Genomic DNA, 20,021 nt, shown 5'->3' with positions numbered 1-20,021 from the left:
GGCCGCGAGTGCACCGCTGTGTGTGGCCGGCCGCGCCCGACAGCGGAGGCGGCGGGGGCGTGAATGTGCGCTGCGGGAGTGCTGTCGTGCGCCCCCGCGTGCACGGATGAGCGGCTGCCTGGTGGGCACCTCGTTTGCGGGGTGCGCGGTACGGGTGTGCCTGCAGGGGAGGGAACGGTTCTGTGTCTCGCCTGCGACCGCGCGGGCGGTTGCCGTTCGATGTGCTGCCGAAGTCGGGGGGAGTTGGCGCCGTGGGTGTTCCGCAGGTTCAGCAGGTTCAGCAGGTTCAGCAGGTTCAGGGTGGTGTGCCGTGGTTGGGTCACGTGGCGCAGATGGTGCGTGATCCCCTCGCCTTTCTCAGCTCTCTGCGGGGAGGGCCGGCGGTAGTGAGGGTGCAACTGGCCGGGCGTGTGGTGTACGTGGTCAATGCGGCCGAGGCGGCCCATCGGGTGCTGGTGTCGTCGGTGTTCGACAAGGGCGGGCCGTTCATGGACACGGCGCGGGTCCTGGTCGGCAATGGTGTGATCACCTGCAGCAACGCCGATCACCGGCGCCAGCAGCCGGTGATGAGGCCGGCGTTCCACCGCAACCAGGTGGCCCGGTATTCCGCGGTGATGGCTGAGTGCGCCGCGCAGGCGGTCGGCGGGTGGCGTGAGGGTGAGCTGCTGGATGTGGAAGCGCGCATGTACGGGCTGGCGGCACAGGTGGTGGCTCGGACTCTGATCGCGGCCCCGGCCGGCCGTAGGGCAGCGGACACGATGGCTTCGGCCCTGCCGGTGTTGCTGGAGGGCATGTTCCGGCAGTTGCTGGTGCCCTGGCCGCTGCTGCATCGTTTTCCGCTGCCGGCCAACCGTCGTTTCCGTCGGGCGCAGGTCCGCCTGGAGCTGGCCGTTGGTGAGGTGATCGCGCAGTACCGGGCCGGCGAGGCGCCGGGAGACGACTTGCTGTCTTTGGTGATGGCCGCGGGCGACGACGACGGCCGCCCGCTTGACGACACGGAAGTGCGTGATCAGGTCCTGTCGGTGCTGGCCGCGGGCGTGGAGACCACCGCATCCCTCCTCGCCTGGACACTGCACGCCCTGGCCGACCACCCGGACGTGGAGAGCCGGCTGTGGGCCGAGCTGGACCGCGAGCTCGCCGGACGCGCTCCCGCCTTCGCCGACATCGAGCGCCTGCCCTACACCCGTCAGGTCCTCACCGAGGTGCTGCGGCTGTGGCCTCCTACCTGGATGCTCAGCCGTGTCGCCCTGGAGGAGACCGTGCTCGCCGGGTTCACCGTTCCCGCAGGCGCGGATGTGATCGTCTCCCCCTACGCCCTGCAACGCGACCCCGGCGTCTTCCCCGACCCGGAGAGTCTGGACCCGGACCGGTGGCTGCCCGAACACATCTCCCCCGCCCAGCGCCAGGCATTCATGGCCTTCGGCGGCGGCCGCCGCAAGTGCCTGGGCGAGCATTACGGCATGACCGAGACGATCCTGGCCCTCGCCGGGATCAGCAGCCGCTGGCAACTGCGCAAGGCCGACACCACCCCGTTGCGGCCCCTGCCCCGTTTCCTGCTCACCCCCAAGGCCGGCCCTCTCGTTGCAACCCGCCGCACGATGTCGCCCGCCATGCGCCAAACCAACAGTCGGGAGCAGTGATGAGAACCTGCGACCACGCAGAGGACGGCGCCCCCGAGGGCGGCATAGCTGGTTCGCCCGAGGAGCACCCCTGCTTCCGGATGCCGCTCTTCCCCCGGTTCACACCGGCCCGGCGCCGCCCCGGGATCGAGGCGTTGGAAGAGCGCTGCGCGCTGCGTCTCGCCACACTCCTGCGCGACGCCTACGACAGCCGGCAGGAGCTGGAGACGTTCCTGGAACACCGCACCAGCCTGTGGAACTTGCTCACCTATGCCGACGCTCGCGAGGACCGCATCGAACTGGTCTGCGCCTGGATCGACGTCCTGTTCAGCATCGACGACGTCTTCGCCCAGGCACCACCCTCGCGAATCCGGGAGCTGGGCATCCACGAACTGCCTGCCGTCCTCGACGGCAGACAGCCCACCGAGGACACCCCCTTCACCCGGACATTCGCGGAGCTGCGCGATCAGACCCTCCCCCTCGTCTCCCCGCGCGTGTGGCAGCGCTACGCGCGCACCTTGCACGAGTTCCTGGAGGCCTGCCACGCCGAGCGTGACCTCGTCAAGGACCTCGCGGCACTGGACCTGCCCACCTACGAGAAGTACCGCAACAGCTCGATCGGGGAATGCTGCTTCCCCCTCCTCGAATTCGGCCTCGGCATCGACCTCAGCGACCGCCTGGAGAAGCTTCCCGAACTACAGCGCCTCAACATGCTGGTGGCCCGCCACTGGATCGGCGTCAACGACGTCTTCTCCTACCGCAAGGAGCTCTACAGCGGCGACACCATGAACGAGATCCAGCTGGCGCTCGCCGAGAACGGCGGCGACCTCCAAGCAGCCGTCGACCGCATCGCCACGACCGTCCACCGCACCGAAACCGAGTTCGACCACCTCACCACCACACTGCGCGCCGGCGCGGCAAACCAGGACAGCAGCCTGCGCGCGTACCTGGACGCGCTGGAGGCGATGATCGCCGGAAACCTCGAATGGTCCTACCTCACCCCCCGCTACAACGGCCGCGGCCACCACTGGAACGGCCTGACCGACGCCACCGTCATCCTCACCCCCGACCGCACTCTCTACCGGCCCCACGAGCACGTGTGACCAGGCACATCCGTGGCAGCCGGCCGTCGTCGGCATTGGCGCACGACGGCAGCAGCCCGGCCGGGGACATGGCCGAGCTGTGCCGCTCCGTCGGGGCCGCTGAACTGGGGGCGGGCGGTCACTCCCAGGCGTAGCGTCCGGCTCCGTGTCCGCGGACTACAGGGGGCGGACTTGCGTGGCTTGCAGGACCTTTGCGCCTTTCTCGGTCACGAAGGAGACCCTTTGGCCTTCCTTCAGGCTGCCGGGGCCGTTGCTGCTCTCAATGGCCTGGTGGTGAACGAAGATCCTCACCCCCGACAGCTGCCCGCTGCCCCACTGCCCTCCGCAAGCCCTCCCCCGCCCGGGAACGGAGCCGACGCGTAGCGGCAGAGCTCCGCCGGAACCGGCGACCACCGCCGGGTCCTGGTCCTGGTCCTGGTCCTGGTCCTGGTCCTGATCGCCGAGGGTCAGGTGTGCAGGCGGCTGTTGGGGCCGTCCTGGTCCTCGGTCGTTTCGTCGTTGAACCAGTAATCCCCCGCGGCCAGATAACGGAACGAGTGGACGCTCTTCATGGGCAGCGCGACCGTTACGGCGCGCTTGCCGTCCTTGCGGGCCTTGAGGGTGTGGACGCCGGGCTGCCAGTCGTTGAAGTCACCCACCACGCTGACCGGACCCGGCGGGATGTCCGCGGAGAGGACGAAGGTGACCTCGGTGCGGTCCTTCTTCAGCGTGCGCTCCAGCATGAGGCAGACTCCTGACGGGGGTAATGGATGGATACGCCGCCCATCGTCGGAGGCCGGCACACCGGCCCCCCGCAGACCCGGCCGCCCACCGACCCGCCATCACCCGCCCAGCGCTGTCACGCGCCCCGCCGCTCCCGGATAGGCGTCGCGGGCCTACCTGCTCACACCAAGAGTCGCCGGGCACCGGGCCCACCGGCGGTTGCAACGTCACCCTGGGTTCCTCCCGAAGCGAGTGCGGTTGCGTCCCCTTGAGCAGGACCGGCCGAGCGCCGACCTTGTCGGCCGCCTGTGTGGTCAGAGGCGGAGGACGACCAGGGCGGTGTCGTCGGTGATGCCGGCGGGCGGGATCAGGTCCGTCAGGAGGGCGTCGGCGAGCTGGTCGGGGTCGACGGTGCGGTGGCGGGTGAGGGAGTCGGCGAGGCGTTGGAGGCCGGTGTCGATGTCTTCGTGGCGGCGCTCGATGAGTCCGTCGGTGTAGAGGACGAGGGTGGAGCCGTCGGTGAAGGGAGCCTGGCTCTGGGGGCGGGGTACGTGCTCGGGGCGGGCCCCGAGCGGGGGGTCGGTCGCCTGGTCGAGAAACGTCACGGTGCCGTCCGGGTGGCAGAGCAGAGGCGGTGGGTGGCCGGCGCTGCTGTAGGTGAGGATGTGGCCGGCCCAGTCGACGAAGACCGAGACGGCGGTGGCGGACTCCGCGCCGTCGACGTGGCGGGCGTACAGGCCGAGCACTTCGAGGGCCTGGGCGGGCCCGGCTGCCACCCGGGAGGCGGCGGACAGGGCGCTGCGGAGCTGGCCCATGACGCCGGCGGCGTGCAGGCCGTGGCCGACCACGTCACCGACGGCGACGGCGGTGTGGTCGCGGTGGGGCAGGTCGGTCAGGTCGATCAGGTCGTACCAGTCGCCGCAGACGTTGAGGGAGCCGGTGGCGGGCCGGTAGCGCACCGCTGCGCGGTGGCTGAGCGGGCCTGGGGCGGGCAGCATCGCCTGCTGGAGGTGGAGTGCGATCTCGCGTTCGCGGGCGTGGGCGTCGCGCAGGCGCTGGTTGAGCTCCTGGAGTTCGCGGGCGCGGGTGTAGAGCTCTGCTTCCAGGACCCGGGCTCCGTCACCCCCGCTGCGGCTGCCGCGGGCGCGGATGAGCTCGGTGACCTCCTCCACCCGGTGCAGCACCAGCGCCACGGCGCCGTCCGGACCGGCCACCGGAACGTTGACCGGGCTCCAGTACCGCTCCTCCCACACCCCCGGCCGCTCGGGGTCCTCCACGTCGTAGCGCTGCAGTGCCATGGTGTCGCTCTCCCCGGTGGAGGCGACTCTGCGCAGGGACGCGTGCAGGTTGCTCATCCCGCTCGCGGTAGGGTCGTCGGGGTTGTCGGGGAAGACGTCGAACAGGTAGCGGCCCATCACCTGCTCGCGCGTGCGGCCCGACAGCGACAGGTATGCCTCGTTGGCTTCGGCGAACACCAGGTCCGGCGTCATCAGGGCGACGGCGCCCGGCAGGGCGTGGAAGACCGCCTCGAAGTCGATGCTGCTCACTTTTCACCTGCCCGGCGGGAGACCTCTTCGATCTTGCACTCCTCATTGCCACGGGCAGGACGGGGCGTTCCGGCCCGGTGGCGGGGGGCCCGGCGGCGGTGTGGCCTCGCAGCCGGCCGGCGTTCCTGTCCCCGGAAGGCCGCGGACGCCATCAGCGTGGGCCTTCGTGCTGCGCGAGTGCGTTCTCCCTCAGGTCCGGTGTGACGCGCAGGGTCCTGGCGAACCATGTGCCGTAGCGGTCGCCCAGGAAGGGCGCCGAGGCGCCGTGGAGGATGATGCTCAGGCCCACGGTCACCGCGATGACCTCGCTCAGCAGGGTTCCCCCGGGCAGGTGTTCTTCCAGGGCGAGCAGGCCGAAGACCAGGGATGCGAGCCCGCGCGGGCCGAACCAGCCGACGTAGGCGAGGGAGGCGGGGCGTAGGCCGGTGCCGGCCAGTGCCAGTGCGACGGGCAGCATCCGGATGACGGTCAGGCTGAGCAGCGCGTAGAGGACCATGCGCCAGCTCAGGTGCTCGAGGGTGGGTCCCAGGATGACGGCGCCGAAGACGAGGAAGCTGAGCGAGGCGAGGAGGAGGCCGAGTCGTTCGGTGAACCTGGTGTTCTGCGCGGGGTCAGAGTCCTGGCCGGGGATGCCGAGGTCGGCGGGGGTGCGCCGCAGGTGGATGCCGAAGGCCAGGCCGGCGACCCAGGCGCCGATGAAGCCGCTGCCCTCCACCACGGCGCACAGGACGTACGCGATGAACGGGACGGCGAGTACCAGGAACTGCCGCCAGTCGGAGCTGCTCCACCCGCGGGCGAGCGACCAGCGCAACAGGCTCGCCCCGGCCCAGCCGGCCGCGATCCCGATCGCGCCGCTGAGCAGCAGGGCGCGCAGGAACGTCTCGGCCACGCCCGGATGGCCGTGGCCCTCACCCGCCGCCGCCAGCGCCAGCACGAAGAAGGGGAGGCCAGGCCGTCGTTCAGACCGGATTCGACGGTCAGGCCGCCCCGGATGAGCGGGGGCACCCGCTGGTTGGAGAAGGCCTGCTGTCCGAGCGCGGCGTCCGTCGGCGCCAGGATGACGGCGACCAATGCCAGCTCCCACACGCCCAGGCCGGGCAGCAGCGGCCAGGCCGCCAGCCAGCCCAGAGCCATCGTGGCCGGCAGGCCGACCGCGAGCAGCCGCAGCGGCAAGAACTCCTCCCGGCGCAGGTCCCTGGCCTTGATCCCGGCCGCGTCCGCGAACAGCAAGAGCACCAGTGCGCTTTCCAGGAGCGTCCGCGTGACCTCGGGATCCTTCGCCCGGTCCAGCAGGTCCAGTCCCAGCGGGCCGATCGCCACCCCGACGAGCATGAACACCATCGGTCCCGAGAGCACCGTGGTCGACAAACGGCGTGAGAGCGCCCCGTATCCGACGACCACAGCCCCGGCGACCACGACGGCCCAGCCGTTCATCCTCACTCCTCACCCCCCGCCTCACGCAGACAGGCGAGTCTGACCCTATGGCGGCGCCGGTCAGACCTGCGGGAACCCTGCTCCGCACGCGCCCGGCTCGGCACGGTCGGCCCAACGCGGGCGCATCGAAGGGGACGAGGGACGCCGGTTCCCGGGCGCGGGGCGGCAGGTCCGGGCGGCGGCTGCGGGAGGTTCTCAGTCGACGGGTTCCACGGTCGGGAAGGCCCAGGTGCCGTCGGGGATCTCGGGGTGTGGCCGGTAGAGCCGGACGGTGTGGTTCCAGCCGTCCATCGGTGGCAGTCAGTTGGGCCGCCCGTGGGCGCACCCTCCCCGATTGGTGATCACCGAGCCGTCCGGGTCCGTCTGGGTGTTGAACTGGTTGAGGACGCAGCCGTCCTCGCTGCTGTCCTCGAAGTAGCCGTCGGCGTTGTAGAGGGAGATCGACCAGAACCCGTCGACGGGCATGTCACCGACCACGATGCGGTACTTCCCGACGCGCAGGCCGGGGGCTCGACGATCAGGTAGAGCCCCTCGTCCTCGGGGAGGCCGGCCCAGCCCGTCGCGGTACCGATGAGGTGACTCCTCCCCGCCGTAAATGGCGGGGCTTCCTGTTACGCCGTGTTGGCGTTGCAGCGGACCAGCCCGGCCCGGTTCAAGACGTTGATCGCGCCCACGGTGTCTGCGTGCGCGGTGTGGCCGCATGAGACGCAGTGGAACTTCTGCTGTGTGGGACGGTTCGACGTGGCCTGTTGCCGGTGTGCGGGGACAGCGGCTTCGGCCGGGACCGGCTGCCGGGGCCGCAGCGGTGGAGGGTGCCTCCATAGCCTTGGTCAAGGTCGTGGGTCAGGATTGCGGAATAACGATCTGGTTCCGCACCTACTACGAGGACGAAGATCTGTGGCTGTATTTCGACGCCGATGACGAAGGCTGGGCAGCGCGACGGGTTGAGGTCCAGGCGCAGGACTCTCGTCCGTCCGGTGACGGCGGCCTCCTTGGAAGAGGTGCTGCACTTGCCTGATCATGCCGATCTCGCGGCTTGTTCCGCTATGAACGGCAGTACGGCGTCCTCGCCGAAGGTCCCATGAACGGGTGGCAGGATCAGCCGCAGGCGGCCAAGATCCCCGCGGAGGAGTTCGAGCGGCTGTGGACTGAAGCGCTGCGGGCTCCCGGCGATTCAGCCTGACCTGGCGGGCTGAGATTCGTAGAAGGTTCCTTCGCGGAGCATCGCGAAGAGGACGTCTGCCCGTCGTCTGGCGAGGCAGAGCAGGGCCCGGGTGTGGTGCTTGCCCTGGGTGATCTTCGGCAACGGTACGGGCACAGGTCTCGGTGACATGCAGTTGCGACGTTCCGAGATCACTGCGGGAGACAGTGCCGCGTTTCGAGGATGCGGCCGGATGGCGGGAACCCCTGCCGACCGCGGCGTCTCTCGGCCGCGCTCATCCGCCCCGACGACATTGCCGCCGGGGCCGCCGCCCCGGGCCTGTCCGCAGACACCGCAGCTCTGGCGACCGCACTGCGCCCCTGGCTCGGCGAACCGCACACACGTACGCCGAACGGCCAACAAGGTGAACATGGCCAACCTGCAGGCAGGAAAAGCACCGGACAACGCAGAGGGGAGGTCTGATTGTGTGCGATCCACTCTGCCGCCGGTTCGGCACAGATCTGCCCTGATGCTGCCGAAAGCCCACCCCGCCTCCGCACCGGCAAAACATCCGAGGAGCAGGAACGACGATGGCACCCGATCCGACAACCGCCCAGGTGACCATGACCCTGGCTGCCCTTGCAGCCACCGGGGCCACCCCGCGTCCGTCCGGGGAAACCCCGCAACAACAGACCGACCGAATCATCACCGGCATCAACGCCCAACTGAGCGATCCCAGCCTTGCAACGCAGGGCGCGTGGAAGCTGGTGTGGCTCGCCCTGAGCGAGGCCAACGCGAATATGGCCTACATCGCACGGAGCACCAACGGCTCGAACGAGTTCGCCGTGGTCACTCGCGGAACAGACGCCGATCTGACCGACATCCTCGAGGACCTCGACGTCGGCACACTCGTCCCGTTCCCCGAGAGCGGATCATCCAAGCCCGTCGCCGTTTCCAAGGGGGCCATGGATGCGTTCAAACGGGTTGTCAACGCCCGCTCGATCGCCTCACCCTCCCCGAACGTCACGCTCGCTCAGGCGCTCACCGCCGCACTCAACTCGGCGCCCGCCTCGCCGCAGCCGACCGTCTATCTGACCGGTCACAGCTTGGGCGGTTGCATCGCCACCATGCTCGCGCCATACCTGCAGGCACAGGCCTGGCCGAAACAGCCGAAGTTCGCGGTGATCACCTATGCCGCTCCCACCGCCGGCGTACAGAGCTTCGTCGACTACTTCGATTCCGTGCCGTGGGTCATCGACGAGCGCCACAACAACGCCTACGACCTGGTACCGCACGCGTGGGCCGATCTCGACACCACCGCCGGCTGGTACCCCAGCCCGGGACCGCAGGCAACCGAAGAAGTGAAGCTGCTCATCGGGGCGATCTCCAAGCGCACCAAAGGCAACGTCTACGTCCAGCCCGGCACGCTCTGCCCGATGAACACCAGCTACACGAGCCTTGCCAAGAACCTGGTCAACAAGACCACCCAGGACTTCCTCGGCCAGATCGCCTTCCAGCACGCCAACTCCACCTACCTGGACCTGGTGGGAGCGCCTGCCGTCCCTTCCGCACCGGTGGTGACCGACGTGACCCCCACCTTCGGCGAACCAGGCGCCACGGTGACCATCAACGGCACCGGTTTCAGTGAGGACAGCATGGTCGACTTCGGCCACTTCGCCTGCCCCACGCGCAACATCGACTCCGACAGCAGGATCACCGCTAAGGTCCCCGACGGAACCGGCGTCGTCCACGTCCGCGTCACCAACACCCTCGGCACCTCCCCGGCCGTCGCGATGACGCAGTTCGCCTATGGCGGTCCCGCACCTGTGGTGGTCAGTGCCGTCAGCCCGACCAGCGGAAACGTCGGCACCCTGGTCATCATCAGCGGATCGGGCTTCGCCGATGGCGCCACCGTGCACTTCAAGGACAAGGCATCCGATTCGGTCACGTTCGACTCTCCCGGACAGATCACCGCAACCGCGCCCGGTCAGCTCGACGACCGCCAGACGGTGAACCTCACCGTGACGGTCGGCAACGCCACCTCTCCCACCAGCCCGGCCGACGAGTTCACCTACACCGGACGGTAGCGTCCGCACGCGCCGTTCCCGGGGTGGCCCTTCGAGCAGCCTCGGGCCCTTACCGGCCGGCCGAACCGTGCCCGGGCGAGGGATCGCTCCTGGCCGCGCCTGGTGGTCCCGCGGGGGAGCTGTTTGCGCCGCGACGACCACAACCTGATCTGGCGGCCGGGCGGGCGGGCCGCGGTCGAAGCCTCCGACGCGACCCCGGCGGCCCGGTGCGCGGCGCTGACCGACGCTTCCACACCACGCCCGTGATGGCACCCGCATCTTCATCTTTCCCAGCGACGCCCTGCGCTCCCCTGTCGCCGGGAAACCGCGCACCGGCCGAGCCACTTCACCGGCGGCGCGGATCCTCATGGCACACACGAGCATGGTGCAGCGGACCCTGAGCGACCTCAGTCCGGCGGGGGCGCACGCGTCTCGCAACGCCCTGCTCGAACTCGCCAAAGGGCTGATCCTGGACGCCGGCCGCCTCCTCGGTCTGCTCCTCGACGGCCTCCAGTACGGAGCGGACGGTCCAGCGTCCGGCTCGTGAGCCGGCTTCACTGGTCCTCTCACGAGTCCCATCTGACCCTCTGTCACGACACCCCGCATCTCGGGGGAACCTCAGCCGGCCATCTGCTGGACGGCCTGGTCGGACAGGACAACGGGCCCTCCCCCTGAGTGGTGGACACGCTGATACTGGATCTGCTTGATCCGGAGAAAACGAGAAGACCGCCGATGGCGCTAAATCGTTGCTCTTGGAGGCGACCTACCGCTGGGCCAGGACCACGCCGTGGTGCTCCATCGCCGTCAGCAGTTGGATCGCCGTGGCGGTCTTGGCGCGAGAGCCTAGTACTACCTTGCCGTCGACCGCGATCACTCGTCGTACCGACACCGTCACCTCCGACTGGGGTGGCGGGATGGTGGTGGCCTGCAGGTATGCGCTGATCGCCGCATCCAATTCGTCACCGTCGACACGGTGCAGTAGTCGGCGCACGGTGGCGGCGTGAGGTAGGGGTCGCCGGCCCGTGAACGGGTCGACGGCGAAGCCGAGGACGCCCAGGACCGGCCAGCCAGATCCTAGCTATCCGCAAGACACGCGCCCACCCAGCTTCTTATCGGCACCCGAACAAGATCTGCACCGGTCTCAACCCGCCGAAGTTCCCGTACGGCACGTCCCCGGGTCAGGTCGCTGCCCCGGATGCCGTCTCCGGGGTGCCACTCCGTCCGGGCGCGCGATGCCCCCGGCGGCGGGCGGGGCGGCGAGGACGGCGGCCACCGCCTGGTCGACGCCGACTCCCGCCCTGCGCGCGTCGGTCAGCAGGCGGGTCACGTCCACACCCTGCAGGCGGTCCATCACGGCGGCCATGCCGGGTCGGGCCGGGGAGGCGAGGATCGCGTCCTGATTGGGAACCGGTGCGCCCGGCCCGCCGACCTTGATGTCTGGGCTGAGCCCGACCGCAGGTCTCGGCAACGGGCCACCCTGCGTTCTCGAGCCCGGCTACCAGGGCAGCGGCGGTGAGGGCGGAGCCGCGTCTTGCGCCAAGCAAGGACGATGCCGGTGTAGAGAGCCGCAGCGCCAATCCCGACCTCGAACGCGGGCGCCCAGTCGGGCTGCCGCCACAGCGGCGACCGAGGAAGCCGCACTCGAGCATTTCGCCGAGTTCGCGAAGCAGCGCCGCGACCGCCTCGAACCGGCGCAGCTCACGGCCCGCGCCGAGCTCGGCGCGGACTGGGCGGTAGGCCGGCTCGGTGTCGCGCCGAGTCGACTTACGCGGGTCAGCCTCCCACGCCGACAGGTCGCCGCTCTCACGCCACGCGCAGATCCCCCTCGTCGGAGAGTTCGGATAGGGTTTTTTGCTCCTGGCCTGCCCAGGGGTCCCTCACGGCCCGGCTGAAGGGGCGGTCCCGGCGGCGGGCAGGGCCCTCGTGCCGGTACCCAGGCTCGGTGAACCTTGTGCTCGGCAGTGCCCCCAAGTTGATGTACATCGCGGCCTCGGCGTCGGTCAGGCGCCTCCGGGGCCTGGTGATCCGGTCGAAGGCCTGGATCCAGCGCCTGTGCTGGCGGGCCGGGATTCCGCAGGCGGTCAGGAACGCCTTGCATTGTTTCAATCGGCCGCGTTCTGCGATCCGGGCCCGGCGCCACAGCGGCCCGATGAGCCCGTCCTCGTCGCCGTCGCAGGCCTCGGCGATCGCTGTGACCGTCTCCCAGGTGGGCACGCTCCGGCCGGAGGTCGCGCGCTTCAGCGTCGTCGCCGGCACACCGCTGCGCACAGTCAGCTCGTCGTAGGTCAGCCGTGCCCCGGCACGCATCGCGCGCAGCGCCTCGGCCAGCTCCCCTCGTGCGGGGACCGTGTGATCGACGGGAAGTTCAGGACGTCCCATACTCCCGCTCCCTACCGGCCGGCCTAGAGCGCGGCCCGGGCCGTCGCCGCGACCGCGCCCCGGCCACCCGGGGTCACCGCGACGACCAAGGCCGTGGCGATCGCGCCCGCGCCGCCCAGGAGCCGGAAAACCTCCCCCGTCGGCATCCCCCGCAGGCTCTGCACCACGGCCAGGAAGAACACCACCGGCATCACCACGCTGATCACGACCGCCTGCGGCATCGTCAGACTGGTCACCCGCCCGTCGCCTGCACGCCGCCGTCCGACCGCGCGGGCCGGTTCCTTCGGCACTCCCATGACAAGTCCTGCCCGGGACACCGGCTACCCGAGGTCCCTGAAGTAGTAGGACGGGAGGGCGCGGGGAGCGCCCTCCCGTATCGATGACTCCGCGCCAAGTGGCGTTTCCCGAGGGGCAATTGGCGTCGCTCGTTCGGAGATCACAAGCATGGCAGATCCCTGTGATCGGCCCAGGCCTTGAACCCGGCGCTCCGCCTGATAAGCCCGGAATGTTGCTTCATTCGTCCACTGGTGTCCCTGGCGTGCAAGTTACACACGCAGCCCGCTTGGAACGCTTCTGACCTGCACAAACACCTATTGCCGTCCTCGGGACGCGACAGCGGTCCCCTCCCGAGGTTCCAACCGGCCCCGCGCAACGCCACGGGGCCCTGCCCGCCTGCCCTCGTTCGTCCACTCCCGTCCAAGCGGGACTTGTGTTCCGGTCCGCCCGAAAGGCACCGTGGGGTGCACACCGACCGCGCAACCGGCGGACCCCCTGAAGTAGATGACTCCGCAGCAGGGACACAACGAGGCACCGCGTTGGCGCGCGAGTGCCTCACACGGCAGGGCCGACCCCCATCACGCCGGGACGGCCCTGCCGCCGTTCCACACCCCGCCACCGTGCTCCGTGAGTGCACTCACGGAGCCACCCGCCGCGACTCCACGTCCCCACCCCCGCTTCCGGGTGCTGCCGCCTTCACCGCGCACGCCCCGCGCCCCTGGCCGGTACGGTCTGCTGCCGATGGGCGGGGACGGCGGCTTCGGTCGGGGCCAGCTGTCCGGGGGCCGCTGCGGCGGGCGTGGCGGTGGAGCGGGAGCGGGCAGCCGTCGGGGAGACCCCGACTCGGGACGCGGGCGCGGCCGGCGTCGAGGGCGGTGTCGTCAGGGAGTGCAGGGTGGCGTTCACCAGCCGCCCGACCGAGGTGGAGGACGGGCCGTCCTTCCAGGTGGTGTTGTCGCCGAGACGGGCCAGGTGCGCGGCGAGGAGGCCGGTGCCGCCGTGGTCGCGGATCTGGTTCATGCGGTGGGCCAGCAGCGGGCGCTGGCGGGAGCCGACCAGGAGACCGGCTTCGTGTTCCGGCAGGACGTGCCTGACCATCGACACCATCTGGGAGAGCACGGCCGGGTGCACCTTGAGCTGTTCCGAGGCGAGGGCCCGGTCGCCGAGGTCAAGGTCCCGGGGGACCCTCAGGCCCTCGGTCAACGGTCCCCAGGAACGCTTCGCATCCGTGCTCGCGGGCGGCGCCCACTGATCGACGGCTTCTCGCACCGGCGGCGCGGCCACAGGGGTAGGGGCGGTGCCCGAAGCGGGGGCGGGGGCGGGGCGGGTACCCGTCCTGCGGGAGGCGCACCCCACGGGTCGCCCGCTCCCGCCCAAGCGCGAGGCCAGCACATCCCTGGCCGGCTCCGCGCCAGCACCGGGAACGGGTGCGGGGGCCGGTACGGGGGCGGTCGTCGGAGTGGCAGTCGCCGCCGGGGTGACCGGAGCGGGCGCAGGTGCTTGCACGGCAGCCGCGGTGATGACGGCGGCGACGGCCTGGTCGACGCCCGCTCCGGCCGCGTGCGCGTCGAGGAGCAGGCACCTGAAGCCCTACCGCAGCGGTGCGATCCTGACCACCGCCCCCCCTCGCCCCACCTGACCGTCCGCAGGGTCACCGACTGGATCCTGCGCCGGCCCGAGCACCTCACCCGAACTGCCGCGGGCTGAGCCCGGTGAACGGGGCTATCCAGGACGGCTCCGACGCCGTGATCACACCAGTCGCATCAAGATCATCTCACCCGTGACCAGCAGTTACGGGACAATCCACAGCTACCCCTCGGACGGAGGCCGCGATAACTCGCCCTGATCCGGCAGGTATCCCCTAGATAGGCGATGCGGTCACATTTCGCAGAAAAGAACCAAGTGGGGGGTGGTTGTCCGAGCAGTGCGCTAAAAATCACTACAGGACAGAGAACATGGGGGGGTGCGTGATGGTGCCGATCATCTGTTGTGCGATCCGTGGTCGTCGCTGGGCCACGAGCATGGGTCGGCTACGGAGCCACGGGTGATGGGTCTGCCAGGGGCGGGTGCGCCGTTGTTCTTCCATGAGCTGACGCTGGGCTGCGACGCGCTGCCGGGTGAGGTGAAGGAGGAACTGATCTACTTCCTGGAAGACGTGGCGCAGGTGCGGCGTGGGCCTCTGCACGTGTGCTCTGCTTTCAACGCCGTGTACTTCGGATATGACCTTGATGCCGGTGCCTACAGCACGGACATCCTCGATCCGGAGGCGTTCGCTCTCCTGGGGTCCGACGTCCAGAATCAATTGCCGCCAGTGGGTTCCTTTGTACGAATGGAGCGTGGGGCGCACTCCTTATGGGGCGAGGTCTGTGCGTCGTTCGGTGCCTCGCCGGAGGTCGAGGAAGACGGATGGACTCCGGGCGCACTGTCGGGGGCGCCCTTCACGGGTGAGTCGCAGGTCGCGCTCGCGCGTGCGGTGATCGACTGGGACGCTCTGGGAGCGTTGACGTCCGTTGAGCACAAGGAACTCGCCCGGATTCGCCGGTCCTCTGCTGGGGTGGTGGATCGGCGGGGCCACCTGGTGGGGACCGCCGAGACGAGCGGTCTGGTGTCGGGGCGCGATCACAGCGGGCTCTATCGGCAGTTCCTCCTGGGCCCGGCCCGGCAGCTGCTGGCGGCGGGAGCCCTGGGCCCACTGCTCCAGGGCTCTGAGGACGCGGTGGTGGCGGAGCGTGCTCTGCAGGTGTGCTTCAGCACTTTGGAGGAGTTGTTGCGCCAGGCTCCGGGGTTGGCTGTGTGGGACTCGTACGCGCAGCCTGTGGACCGGCATGAGCAGTTCGCTTCCGGCCCGGTGGCCGAAGAGATGGTGGATCGGTTCACCCGTCCGGCCCCGGGAGGTTCGGCACGCTACACCGCGGTATGGCCGGTGCTGGCTGGTTGGGAACGCGAGGTGGGTGATGACCACGCGTTGGAGCTCACCGCGGCGGCCTCGGCAATGGTGGATGCCAATCTTGTGCTGGCCGCCCAGGTCACCGCGGGCGGCCTGCGCCGCGACGTGGACTTGAGGATCGATGATAGTTGGCAGCAAGGCGGCATCTGGCGGGCGCAAGCGCTGCCAGTAGACGTGGTGTTGGCGGACTGTGACCCGTTGATCCCGGCTGGCCTGGGGCATCTGGAGCATCTCCGGCCCAGCGTTGCCGAACGCACGGGCAGTTCCGGCGGTAGGCAGAACGCCTCGGTGGTACTCGTGGAGCATCTCGACGAAGCGCTACTGGTGGTCTCGGTGGCTCTTTCAGGGGCGGATCTGTCGGCCGGGCGGCTCCCACTGCCGGGTGCTGTGCTGGCGACGCTGCTGGGTAAGGGGCCGTTGACGCTTCAGGTGCACCACAGCGGTCAGCTGTTGGATCGTGATCTGGCCCGGCAGCGGACAGAGCGCGAACCTGGCGGACTGGCACAGGTGAGGTGGCCGGATTCATTCTATCCCGGCATCAAGATCACTCTTGCTGCTGCTCGCTCCGGTCGGCAGTTGATAGCCACCACGGCGCTCCTACCGGATCCCGTGCGGGTCGGGGACATGCTCCTGGCCTGGGCCTTCGACCCGGTGCTGTTGGTCGAGGCGTGGGGCCTGCCGGCTATTGCGCCCCCGGTAGACGCCGGTGCGCTAGCGCACCGGCCGATCGGTGGGGGTTACCGGCCGCCGGTAACTGCCCTGGAAGTCTTGATCGTGGCAGCGTTATTGCGTGATGGCAGGATCGGTCCGGCCCGTTCCCGGTCGTTGGACGGTCAGCAGTTGAGTGCGGCGATGTTTGGCCCGGACGTGGTCACACCACCCCTGCTGTGGACGGTGATTCACACCTGTGAGGACATGGCGGCGGTCGGGCTCCTGGTACGCGCGGTGGTCGCTCACGGCAGCGTGTTGCCGGAGGTGTTCACCTGGTGGCCCGATACCGAGGAGGCCCGGGAGGCCCAGCGGGTCGTCGAGGGCGCCGAAACGGGCGCGCGGCAGATGCGGCACTGGCGGCGCCCTTGGGAGCGCCGGCTGCCAGACGGGCACCATGCCACCGACGCTTCACGTGCGCGCTACGCCCAGTGGCGTATCGAGGTCGACGGCCCTGACGCCGACACCGAGCTGCCTGAAGGGCACACGTTCGTTCGCGGCCATCGACGGGGCTACGGGCAAGCCCCCGCCTGGCACCAGCATCTGCACCGCTGAACCACTGAACCACTGAAAGGAATCCTGTGGCACGCCGCACTCCGCGTACCCCGCATCACACCCTTACTGAGCCGCAGCGCACTCAATACCTGGCCCTGGAGAAGGCCGTCGCAGAACTATCTGACCCTGTCGGGGATGTGCTGGCTTTGGTCACCGAGGAGCAGCTCTCCTCGATGCTGGAGCGTCTCAGTCGCAAGAACCGCACGGCGGTTCTGCAGGAGCTGCGCACTCCAGCGGTAGGGCAGCCAAGCACCCACGCGGTGCGACAGGCCCTGGGCGCCCTGCGGCGCAGTGAAGAGGCTCAGCAGGCATACACCATCGGTACGCTCACCCAGCCCACGCTTGACGGTATGCGGGACGGGCTGTCCGCCTGGTTGGAGCAGGGTTCTGACCATGACCTGTCCGGATTGGAGGAGCTGGCGCCAGATCGGACCGTGCTGCTGCTCACTGGTCTGGTGCAATGGAGAGTCACGCATCTTGCGGTCCCGTTGCTGCATCTGGTGTTTCGCGATCATCCCCTGTCGTCGTGGCCCGCCGAGGGCGCCGACACCATTGTGCGAGCCTGTCAGGCTTTTGAGGAAACCTATCGGAACCGTCTGGCCGGCAGCGTGCCGTCCCAACCCGCTCCTCGGCTGGCGGACCAACCCGGCTCTGGAGAGGAGCCCGCAGTACTGGATGGACCTGTCAGCGCCATCGATCTGAGCACCGTGGCAGGACGTGCAGCCCAGGCCGAGCAGTTGCGTGACCTCTTTGCGTCGGCCATCGAGGTCGTATCCGAGGCCGCGACCTTGCTGGCGGCCGGCCGAGTGGTTCCCGCTGAACTGTTACACCCTGTCGAGCAGGTAGAACAGGTTGTCAATGAGGTGCACGCGGCAGTAGTGCGGGCACTACATGAACCCAGCTTGTATCCGGGGCGGGATCTGCCGGGTCTTCTGTTAGCTCTGGACGCTCTGGGTGCCGCAGCTGATCAGGATCGCGCACTGCGGGAGGTTTTGCAGCGCATCGCAGCGGCGGGCGGCCCGGTGGGGCATCCGGCGATAGCACAGCTGCGTACCGCCGCAGACGCGTTGCTAGCCATCGGTGTTTGGCCCCCGCGGCAGATCCAGGAGGCTGGTCATCTGGCGGCGGTCGCGGAGTTGGCGCACGCGGTGGAGGCGGATGACGACGACGGTGCCGACGTTCTGACCGAACGACTGCGCCAGACCCTGCCCCCGGCTATCGCGCCTGTGCTTACCCTGATTCTGCGCGGAAAGGCCGTGATTCCATCCCTTTCTGTCGGCGCCGACCAGGTAGACGCCAGGGGTCCAGGAGGTGGGCAGGCGCAAGAACCGGCGCCGTTAGGATCGGCTTCGCTCGAACTGGCGCCCCTCCAGGAAACAGGTGGCACCCTGACCAGTGGCGGTGAGCTGCTGTCGGAGGCTGACGCAGCGCTGATCCCACTGCCTCGTCACGGGATCGACGTCGAGCTAGCTGCCCCGGCGGCAGGTTCTTCCCAGCCCGCGGCGCCCCCGGTCTCGCCTTCGGTGGTGGCTGTCGATAGAATGCTCGCCCCGGTGCAGACCGCCCCCGCCCACACCGAGGCGGCACTGACGGTCACGAGGCCGGATGCGCCTGTTGATTCTCCTACTCCTGCCGCTTCTCCCGTCCTTGCCGATCTGACAGGGCGGGGACAGCTTGCCCTGGCCTACCACGCCGCTCACGCCCTTGGCCAACACGAAACCGCCTCAGCGCTGCGCGCCCTGGCCTTGGCAGAAGCCATGCGGTCGGACACCGGCGCTTGCGCCCATGAGCTACGTGCGGCAGTGACCGATCAGCTGCAGCACGGCGTGCCGGGCGCCATTGCAGATCAGTTGATCGTGTTGGCCGCCGCCGTCCGGTCCGGTCTGCTCTCCGGAGATCCCGACAGTGGCGAGCTCGCTTTGAAGATCGCCGCGCAGTTGCACGACCTACCCGGAACGGGTGGAGTGGCTACCGCGATCGGTCAGGCTTCCGCCCGGGGACAGCTGTCTGGACGCACCACCCTCAACGTCCTTGCCGCCCGGCCCGATACTGGTGATGACCTCGCCGTCATCTGCGACACCGCCCGCGCCGAACTGCGCACCGGCCCCCACCTCAGTAGCCAGCGGGCCAAGCTGTTCGCCGAAGGGTGGTGGTCGGCCGACGGCCGCATCGGCACCCTGCTGCACGCGGTGGCCGACGACCGGCGGGACCTGGCAGCCGCCACCCGCCAGCAACTGCGGGAACTGGGCGCGCCCGGAGCCCTGCCCACGTTCTTGGACCGTGATGACAAGGCAGCCAGAGGGACGTCCCGCAAACTCCAGAATGCTGCGCGCTCGCGAATCCTGCAGTATGCAACCAACTCCCTCGATGTTGTCCAGCAGTGGCTGGTCCTCATCGCCCAGGTCCAGCCCCGTGCGACCGATCCGCTGTCGTTCCTGCACGAGGCGGTCGATCCGCACCGCCAACGCATGATCAGTGAACTGACCGTCCTGTCCGGGACTGATCCGGAGTCTTTGATCGCGGCGGCAGCGCGGGCCTGCTTGGCAAGTCTTGAGACAACGGTGCGGCTGTTGGCCGGCGGAACTCTCCTCGGTACCGAACCTGAACCGACCACTGTCCTGAACAGTGACCTGTTGCGGGCCCCCGACCTGGATCTCAACTCGCACCTGACCCCGTCCCGCGCCCCGACGCTGGACGACGTCACAGCCGCCGACCGCGCTGACTGGGCCCAGGCGGTTCGCGCGAGTATCGACCGGGAGAATTACGCCATCGCCCGGATCGCCCTGGACGCATTGGAACAGGCAGACACCTCTTCCCCTGCACTGACGGACGAGTTGCGTGCTTCGTTGCACACCCGGCGCGCCCATAGCGGCAGCGCGATCAGAACCCTGTATGGCGAACTGGCCCGTGATATCGACACCGCTACCCGGATGGGCCGGGTGCCCGAGCCCGGGCGTGCCCAGATCACCGCCCGAATGGAAGCCGCGCACAGCGCGCTGGCCGGCGATGGTCTCGGTGCTGTCCGCCGCGAGTGCGAGGCCATTCGCGAGGAGCTCACCGTATTGGGTGCCGAGGCCGCCCAGTCCCTTCAGGAGCGGGCCACCGTCGAGCTCAACGAGGTAGACGCTCCCGCTCAACTGACCGACGGTGTCAGGCAACTGATCGTCGAGGGTGATCTCGCGACGGCCGAGGAGTATCTTCTGGCGGCCCGTGAGGGGAACACACCGCCGCACGCGCAGCACACCGCGCTGGCCGACTTCAATGCCTTCTTCCCCGCGGTCCCGCAAGCCTTGGCCGACGGCATCACCCCTGCGGTGATCGCAGCCGCTGAGAACGGCACCAGTCTGGGTCCTTTGGACTTCGGACCCCTGTCCCCCGGTGATCGTAAGATCGCCGTGGCCGCACTTACCGCCTGGCACCACGCCGCCACCCGTTGGGCCCAGGTCCGTACTAGGGTCTGTTGCGAAAGTGCTGATCACAGCCACTCGTTGATGGCTGCGACCAGCACGGTTGCCTCGTAGCGGACGGCGAGTTTGTCGTATCT

At 69.2% G+C, this 20,021-nt stretch carries 17 protein-coding genes and 2 pseudogenes; 7 read left to right on the top strand and 12 right to left on the bottom strand.

From position 1 onward, the window contains the following. Positions 1 to 251 precede the first annotated feature (251 nt). Together ACWF9Z_RS34105 and ACWF9Z_RS34100 are read left to right on the top strand one after the other, a co-directional pair. Positions 252 to 1,640: a cytochrome P450 gene (locus tag ACWF9Z_RS34105; RefSeq protein WP_453609071.1), complete on the top strand. Its 1,389-nt coding sequence runs from the start codon at positions 252 to 254 to the stop codon at positions 1,638 to 1,640. Next, positions 1,640 to 2,722 carry a terpene synthase family protein gene (locus ACWF9Z_RS34100; protein ID WP_453609069.1) on the top strand — a complete coding sequence of 361 codons (1,083 nt, stop codon included), beginning with the start codon at positions 1,640 to 1,642 and terminating at the stop codon, positions 2,720 to 2,722. The genes ACWF9Z_RS34105 and ACWF9Z_RS34100 overlap by 1 nt, the downstream gene beginning before the upstream one ends. 156 nt (positions 2,723 to 2,878) lie before the next feature. Here ACWF9Z_RS34100 and ACWF9Z_RS34095 read toward each other — a convergent pair whose 3' ends face one another. The 6 genes and pseudogenes from ACWF9Z_RS34095 to ACWF9Z_RS34070 all read right to left on the bottom strand — a co-directional run bounded on the left by ACWF9Z_RS34095 (position 2,879) and on the right by ACWF9Z_RS34070 (position 7,208). Beyond that, positions 2,879 to 3,013 carry a cold-shock protein gene (locus ACWF9Z_RS34095; RefSeq protein WP_453609067.1) on the bottom strand — a complete coding sequence of 45 codons (135 nt, stop codon included), beginning with the start codon at positions 3,011 to 3,013 and terminating at the stop codon, positions 2,879 to 2,881. Between the two features lie 155 nt (positions 3,014 to 3,168). After that, positions 3,169 to 3,444 (bottom strand): isoamylase early set domain-containing protein, encoded by a 276-nt coding sequence (locus ACWF9Z_RS34090; protein WP_453609065.1) that lies wholly within the window; start codon positions 3,442 to 3,444, stop codon positions 3,169 to 3,171. A 294-nt stretch (positions 3,445 to 3,738) separates the two neighbouring features. Further along, positions 3,739 to 4,971, bottom strand: coding sequence for a PP2C family protein-serine/threonine phosphatase (locus tag ACWF9Z_RS34085; RefSeq protein WP_453609063.1), 1,233 nt, complete (start codon positions 4,969 to 4,971; stop codon positions 3,739 to 3,741). Positions 4,972 to 5,122: 151 nt separating this feature from the next. Further along, positions 5,123 to 6,405: pseudogene (locus ACWF9Z_RS34080) on the bottom strand (cation:proton antiporter). Positions 6,406 to 6,705: 300 nt separating this feature from the next. After that, positions 6,706 to 6,870, bottom strand: coding sequence for a hypothetical protein (locus tag ACWF9Z_RS34075; RefSeq protein WP_453609060.1), 165 nt, complete (start codon positions 6,868 to 6,870; stop codon positions 6,706 to 6,708). A gap of 146 nt (positions 6,871 to 7,016) precedes the next feature. Continuing rightward, the gene (locus tag ACWF9Z_RS34070; RefSeq protein WP_453609089.1) at positions 7,017 to 7,208 is read right to left on the bottom strand and encodes a zinc ribbon domain-containing protein; all 192 of its coding nucleotides are present in this window, start codon (positions 7,206 to 7,208) and stop codon (positions 7,017 to 7,019) included. Positions 7,209 to 7,231: 23 nt separating this feature from the next. Here ACWF9Z_RS34070 and ACWF9Z_RS34065 point away from each other — a divergent pair, with 23 nt between their 5' ends. After that, positions 7,232 to 7,423, top strand: coding sequence for a hypothetical protein (locus ACWF9Z_RS34065; RefSeq protein ID WP_453609057.1), 192 nt, complete (start codon positions 7,232 to 7,234; stop codon positions 7,421 to 7,423). A 156-nt stretch (positions 7,424 to 7,579) separates the two neighbouring features. On the opposite strand, the pseudogene ACWF9Z_RS34060 reads toward ACWF9Z_RS34065, so the two are convergent. Beyond that, positions 7,580 to 7,705: pseudogene (locus ACWF9Z_RS34060) on the bottom strand (IS110 family transposase); the annotation flags it as partial. A gap of 431 nt (positions 7,706 to 8,136) precedes the next feature. Here ACWF9Z_RS34060 and ACWF9Z_RS34055 point away from each other — a divergent pair. Next, entirely contained in the window at positions 8,137 to 9,633 is a 1,497-nt protein-coding gene (locus ACWF9Z_RS34055; protein WP_453609054.1) for an IPT/TIG domain-containing protein, read from the top strand. Between the two features lie 346 nt (positions 9,634 to 9,979). Next, positions 9,980 to 10,159 (top strand): hypothetical protein, encoded by a 180-nt coding sequence (locus tag ACWF9Z_RS34050; RefSeq protein ID WP_453609051.1) that lies wholly within the window; start codon positions 9,980 to 9,982, stop codon positions 10,157 to 10,159. A gap of 216 nt (positions 10,160 to 10,375) precedes the next feature. On the opposite strand, the gene ACWF9Z_RS34045 is transcribed toward ACWF9Z_RS34050, so the two are convergent. The 5 genes from ACWF9Z_RS34045 to ACWF9Z_RS34025 form a co-directional block, all read right to left on the bottom strand. Beyond that, entirely contained in the window at positions 10,376 to 10,501 is a 126-nt protein-coding gene (locus ACWF9Z_RS34045) for a hypothetical protein (protein WP_453609049.1), read from the bottom strand. A 252-nt stretch (positions 10,502 to 10,753) separates the two neighbouring features. Next, a complete protein-coding gene (locus ACWF9Z_RS34040) occupies positions 10,754 to 11,080 on the bottom strand; it encodes a hypothetical protein (RefSeq protein WP_453609047.1) in 327 nt (108 codons plus the stop codon). Between the two features lie 335 nt (positions 11,081 to 11,415). After that, entirely contained in the window at positions 11,416 to 11,991 is a 576-nt protein-coding gene (locus ACWF9Z_RS34035; protein WP_453609044.1) for a helix-turn-helix domain-containing protein, read from the bottom strand. Positions 11,992 to 12,014: 23 nt separating this feature from the next. Further along, entirely contained in the window at positions 12,015 to 12,227 is a 213-nt protein-coding gene (locus ACWF9Z_RS34030) for a hypothetical protein (RefSeq protein WP_453609043.1), read from the bottom strand. A 736-nt stretch (positions 12,228 to 12,963) separates the two neighbouring features. After that, positions 12,964 to 13,470, bottom strand: coding sequence for a hypothetical protein (locus ACWF9Z_RS34025; protein ID WP_453609041.1), 507 nt, complete (start codon positions 13,468 to 13,470; stop codon positions 12,964 to 12,966). 760 nt (positions 13,471 to 14,230) lie between these two features. On the opposite strand from ACWF9Z_RS34025, the gene ACWF9Z_RS34020 reads away from it, so the two are divergent. Both ACWF9Z_RS34020 and ACWF9Z_RS34015 read left to right on the top strand, forming a co-directional pair. Continuing rightward, positions 14,231 to 16,477 carry a hypothetical protein gene (locus ACWF9Z_RS34020; RefSeq protein ID WP_453609039.1) on the top strand — a complete coding sequence of 749 codons (2,247 nt, stop codon included), beginning with the start codon at positions 14,231 to 14,233 and terminating at the stop codon, positions 16,475 to 16,477. Between the two features lie 26 nt (positions 16,478 to 16,503). After that, positions 16,504 to 19,998 carry a hypothetical protein gene (locus ACWF9Z_RS34015; protein ID WP_453609038.1) on the top strand — a complete coding sequence of 1,165 codons (3,495 nt, stop codon included), beginning with the start codon at positions 16,504 to 16,506 and terminating at the stop codon, positions 19,996 to 19,998. Positions 19,999 to 20,021 lie beyond the last annotated feature (23 nt).

This window comes from Streptomyces sp. NPDC054961 (genome assembly GCF_053609145.1).
This window is presented reverse-complemented; position numbering and strand designations above follow the sequence as displayed.